This is a genomic window from Streptococcus sanguinis, assembly GCF_020729725.1.
In the GTDB taxonomy this organism is placed as follows: Bacteria; Bacillota; Bacilli; order Lactobacillales; family Streptococcaceae; genus Streptococcus; species Streptococcus sanguinis_V.
This window is the reverse complement of the sequence record NZ_JAJEPA010000043.1, coordinates 1-4,796: the sequence shown is the minus strand read 5'-3', so window position 1 is coordinate 4,796 and position 4,796 is coordinate 1. Positions and strand designations below refer to the sequence as shown.

General features: G+C 36.7%; 6 protein-coding genes and 1 pseudogene. 5 read left to right on the top strand and 2 right to left on the bottom strand.

Going from position 1 to position 4,796, the window contains the following annotated elements; translation table 11 throughout:
• The 3 genes from K4I03_RS12530 to K4I03_RS12520 form a co-directional block, all read left to right on the top strand.
• Nucleotides 1-194, top strand: a 194-nt coding sequence (locus tag K4I03_RS12530) for a hypothetical protein (RefSeq protein WP_227965695.1), incomplete at its 5' end; no start/stop codon positions are given.
• Nucleotides 195-206: 12 nt separating this feature from the next.
• A complete protein-coding gene (locus K4I03_RS12525) occupies nucleotides 207-1,079 on the top strand; it encodes a hypothetical protein (RefSeq protein WP_227965693.1) in 873 nt (290 codons plus the stop codon).
• Nucleotides 1,080-1,126: 47 nt separating this feature from the next.
• Nucleotides 1,127-2,503: a DEAD/DEAH box helicase family protein gene (locus K4I03_RS12520; RefSeq protein ID WP_227965691.1), complete on the top strand. Its 1,377-nt coding sequence runs from the start codon at nucleotides 1,127-1,129 to the stop codon at nucleotides 2,501-2,503.
• Nucleotides 2,504-2,522: 19 nt separating this feature from the next.
• Here K4I03_RS12520 and K4I03_RS12515 read toward each other — a convergent pair whose 3' ends face one another.
• Together K4I03_RS12515 and K4I03_RS12510 are read right to left on the bottom strand one after the other, a co-directional pair.
• Nucleotides 2,523-2,891 (bottom strand): hypothetical protein, encoded by a 369-nt coding sequence (locus K4I03_RS12515; protein ID WP_227965689.1) that lies wholly within the window; start codon nucleotides 2,889-2,891, stop codon nucleotides 2,523-2,525.
• Nucleotides 2,892-3,287: 396 nt separating this feature from the next.
• The gene (locus K4I03_RS12510) at nucleotides 3,288-3,614 is read right to left on the bottom strand and encodes a hypothetical protein (RefSeq protein ID WP_227965687.1); all 327 of its coding nucleotides are present in this window, start codon (nucleotides 3,612-3,614) and stop codon (nucleotides 3,288-3,290) included.
• A 175-nt stretch (nucleotides 3,615-3,789) separates the two neighbouring features.
• Between K4I03_RS12510 and K4I03_RS12505 the strand changes: the two are divergent.
• A pseudogene (locus K4I03_RS12505) lies at nucleotides 3,790-4,503 on the top strand (M15 family metallopeptidase); the annotation flags it as partial.
• A 162-nt stretch (nucleotides 4,504-4,665) separates the two neighbouring features.
• Nucleotides 4,666-4,796: phage tail tip lysozyme (locus tag K4I03_RS12595; RefSeq protein WP_265333651.1), on the top strand; the 131-nt coding region annotated here is incomplete at its 3' end.

The window sequence follows — 4,796 nt, the reverse complement described above, 5'->3', positions numbered from 1 at the left end:
TGCAATCGGAAAATAAAGAACTACAGTCAAAAGCAAATCAAAAGTATCGTGTAGGAGAATATATTCCTGTTGATACTGGTAATGGACAAGTTTCTTATGGGAAGATTCAGAGTCTTAATAAAAAAGGTGATGGCGGAGTAGTTGTTGTTAAAGAGGGCGATCAAGAACGCACTTTCAGCTTTGGTAGCGAATAGACGGAGGTAAGAATGAGTAGTACGAAAAGAAAAGAAGAGTTTGGTATTCGGTATAATCTAAATAAAAAACGTGGTGATGTAGCCAGTCGTTGGGAGTGGTTAGAAAAGTATGTTGGGCGAACCTATGAAATAAACTCCCTTCGAATGATATATCTCATTGCTTTTGGACTACTGGGTTTTTTTGCAGTTATTTATTACATGATGAGCAATCCAACTCGCGCCTTGTATTTAGGAATTCCTATTTTTATTCTTTATTTAACGGCATGTGCATGTTTGTTATTTATGACCATGACAGATGCTTCTTATGGCTCCCTATTTAGCAAAGCTCGTACCATTTCCCGTTTCAAAAAGCGAGAAAAAGCAATTAAGAATGGGAAAGAAGAGCCTGTTCGTGAAACAGGAGATGGGCAGGTAGATGCTGATGGCTATATTTGGGAAAAAGATGGCAGAGTGGCTCGCGTCGGTAGAATAGAGGGATTTGTATCACCACTTTCTTTCAAAAAAGATGTCAATTCCTTGTTGGATATTTCAACAGCTTGGCAAAGAGAGCGATTAAGAGGTGTACTTGAGTTACCAATATCAACTGTAGAGCCACAAAGTGCCAAGCATCAAATTCGAGAAAATAATAAGCGGATTCGACAGGCAAAGAGAAGCTCTACAAAAGAAATGTGCAAACTGCAAAATATGCCTCTTGAAGCTCAAGTTGAGGGAAGTATGCTAACGATTGTGCAGTATAACTACATCAGTGCTCCCAATAAAAAGTTGCTAGATGACTATTTAGGTTTATACTATGACTATTGTCGTAGAGGGCTGGTTTATTCTGTTCAGATGTTGGATCAACAAGAAGCTAGAGAGTTGCTTAGAAACATAAGGTACTTACAATAAAAAATGGCCAGAGTGATGTCTGGCCTTTAGTGAATAATGGAGAAAAAATGGGAAAACAACTATTACTGAGAGAGTGGCAAAAAAAAGCGATAGAAAGAAGTGACAGAAGTATAGACGGAATATTTCTGGAAGCTCTTGGTGGGAAAGGGAAAACCCTAGCTGGTTTGGCTATTTGTAAGCATAAGAAAGCTAAAAAAGTCTTAGTATTAAATAATCTAACAGTAATTTTGAATGGTTGGCAGAAGCAGGCAAAAGAATTGGGATATGAAGATGCTTTCTCTTGTACCTATATGACAGACAAAAAGTTGAACTCTATATGTGAAAGATTGAGCGAATTAAAAACAGAGCAAAAAGAGTTGAAAAGAAAGATTAAAGATAGAAAGCTTTATAAAAAGAATGCTCAATATTGCAAACTATTTGATGAGATAAAGCAAATAGAGCAAGAGTTGACTTTTGATGTCATGATTGTTGATGAGTGGCAAAACATGTGTAGTGATAAAACTGTCAAAAATTACAAACAAATCAAACGAAGCTACTCTATAGGACTTTCAGCAACGCCAATCCGACAAAAGGGATTGAACTTTTATCCTTTGGAAAAGACATTCTTTAACCAAGCAAATCCTAATAGAAAAAATAGCTGGACTAAATATTGGGGACTCATGGAATGTGACGATTATTCTTATACAAAAGAAACCTGGAAAGATTTTAGAGACTACGAGACATATATTAGTCAACTGGATTCAAATGGCAATTTTATGCGTTGGGAAGAAATAGAGGCGATAGAGCAGTCAGAAGAAAATAATGGCTATGAGGTAAAGCCGTTCAGACCTTGGATTAGAATACCAGAAGAGAATCTTAAGAAAATTGAAGATATGGAAGCATTAAATGTGGTGGAAGTGGATGGTGAATATGTAATGCCTAAAACCAAGTTCGGAGAAGAGCATTTTAGACGGTATTTAAGACAAGCAGTGGTTGGAATTTCATTTCCTAAGATTTGTGTTAAGGAAGACCTCAAAAGCCCCTTGATGGAAGCTATAGGCGGCTTGATTGAGAGAGCGACTCATGGGTTACTGATTGTAGGAAACAGCAAACAGGTTATTACAGCTTTGTACCATCAAAATAAAGAGAACCCTGATGTTGGCTTATGGGCTGGAGATGACCAAGTAAATCATAATGACTGCAAAATTCTTCTGGCCACAACTGCATCTGTTGGAGTTGGGGTAGATCGTTTTCAGTATCGCTTTAAGACCTTGGTTGCGCTTGATCCAGTAGAGCCTGGCAGTGGACGTTACAATGACTATAGACAATTACTTTGGAGAATTAAGGGAAGTAGGCAAATCCAAGATATCAACATAGTAGAGTATAGATACCTAGATACATGGGATAAAATCAATAGGTATAATGAATTAAAAAAGGCAACCTGATTAGGAAGCCTTTTAATTTTTAACTTGTTTTTATAATTCCTTTTTCCTTATTGAATGGGATATTGAGTTCTTTTAAGTAGCGAATCACAGTAGGTTCTGTCACTTGTAAATGATAGGCTGCCTCCGCAATAGTCTTGATTTTCTTAGTTGCAATTTTGTTCTGAAGTAGAAAGAGACGATCGCTCTTTCCCATGCTGCTTGATAAACCTTGATTGGCTAAAGAGGACTGGAGACTAGTTCCGCGGCTAGCTTCTCGTTTATAGTTTTCAATTTGAGATTTAGTCATGGGTTTAGTTTTAGTGATAACCCTTGGATCAAAAGTAGAAGTTGCTTTTCCAACGTGTGTATTATTGGGTTTGAAAAAATTATTTGGATTATATCCAGCCATAGTATTACTCCTTGTGTGTTATATTCTTTGATGTCTATAATTTCAGGAAAAGGGAATAAAAGATTTGTGTTAGTAAGTAGGGCACAAAAGTAGCTAGGGAAGCTGACAATATAATGCCAAATATTTTCTTTCTTGAAGCTAGTATAATTTTTGTGATTATTGGCATTCGATAGTGGTCAGCCAGAAGCCAAATCACTAAAAATACTGGTGGGTATTCTACAAGATAAGTGACAACATACCTATTAAAGAATGATTGCAGAAAGACCATCTTTTATCTCCTTTTAGAAATTTAAACAATTTTATTATATCAAGTAAATTAGATTATGTAAAGGCTTAATTAAAGGTAATATCCTGAATATTTCGGAGATAAAATAAAAAGCAAGATATTATCTTGCTTTATTGTTCTTTTCTTAAATCTTTCATAAGTTCTTCTAAATCCAGCACGCGCACACCAGTAACTTCTGCCTTTTCTACTTTTGTTCGCTCTGCTCTAAGATAAATAAGCTTTTCAGTATCTTCAAAATATTGGTCAAAAGCCTCCTTGGTTTTCATCAAGTAGTCTAAACACTCATTGAAATCAATCTCTGATAAGGTATTCCCAAAGTAGATAGAGGTGTGAAGTTTGTTGATTAGATCATTTGTAGCATCTTTAAAAATTTGTAAATGTTCTTGTGTCTGGTCGAATATCTCTTTTGATTGGGTTGAATTAGAAAAATTTGCCATGTCCTTTTTGCGCTCCTTTTATTCTTTGTGTGGTAATATAATTATATCGCTTTTTCTTTAGAAAAACAAGACAAAATGCTTTGATATGCTTTTATTAAGGTAGTTAAAGTGATATAATAGGATATATAATAAAAGAGTGGAGGATTTTGTTATAAAAACTCATTCAAAGAATATAATGTGGAAAAAAGGAATCCGAACATTTGCCAGTGGAATAATCTTGATTATGGCTATAAACACCTTGGCACCAACTGTTCAGGCAGCTCCTTATTCTGTCATAGATGCTCAGAGAGATAATTGTGCTGCCAATGAAAAAGGGGGGCAGAGTGACCTTCCTAATAGTTCGGTAGATAGTTGGGAACTAGTTCTGGTAAATCGTGATAATAAAAAACCAGAAATGAATCCTGATTTAGCAACAGTTGGTAATATTCAAGTTGACAAAAGGATAGAAAAAAATGTTCAAGACTTACTGGCTGAAGCCCAGAAGATTGACCCGTCCTTTCACTTGATTTCTGGTTATCGTAGTGTTGCTTATCAAGAACAACTATATGAAAGCTATGTCCAAAAAGAAATGGGGACTGGTCTAAGCAAAGAGGAAGCTGAGAAAAAAGTCCAGACATACTCTCAACCCCCTGGAGCTTCTGAGCACCAGACTGGTCTTGCACTTGATATTTCAACTGTTGACAGTCTGAATGAAATGCCCAAGGAAAAAGCTGAAAAGCTAAAACAGGTGGCAGAGAAGTTAGGATTTGTTCGTCGCTTTGAATCAGATAAGAGTGGCTCTACAGGTGTTGGTTTTGAAGATTGGCATTTCCGTTATGTAGGAGCAGAAAATGCTGCCTACATGAATAAGAAAAACTTGTCTTTAGAAGAATATGTTGAGCTTCTGAAAAATAGAAATACAGTCTCCTCTTCTGGGTCTAGTTCATCATCAGGCGGCAGCAGTGCGTCTGATCCTTCTCTTGGTGATGCTGGGGGGAATTGGCTTGTTGAGGGGACGGAAGAATATAAAGTTGCTGAAGCAGTCTATAAAATTCTGACGGAAGTATATGGATTGAGTGGAACGTCAGCTGCTGGTGTTATGGGGAACATTCAATCTGAGTCAGGATTTGCAGCAACTGCGGTAGAGGCAGAGAATGGTCAGAACTATACAGCGCGTGGTTATGGTCTTTATCAGTTTACTCC

Excerpts from the sequence above, each read along its gene's own strand:
- K4I03_RS12525 (WP_227965693.1), top strand. The coding sequence starts at position 207 with ATGAGTAGTACGAAAAGAAAAGAAGAGTTTGGTATTCGGTATAATCTA.
- K4I03_RS12520 (WP_227965691.1), top strand. The coding sequence starts at position 1,127 with ATGGGAAAACAACTATTACTGAGAGAGTGGCAAAAAAAAGCGATAGAA.
- K4I03_RS12515 (WP_227965689.1), bottom strand. The coding sequence starts at position 2,891 with ATGGCTGGATATAATCCAAATAATTTTTTCAAACCCAATAATACACAC.
- K4I03_RS12510 (WP_227965687.1), bottom strand. The coding sequence starts at position 3,614 with ATGGCAAATTTTTCTAATTCAACCCAATCAAAAGAGATATTCGACCAG.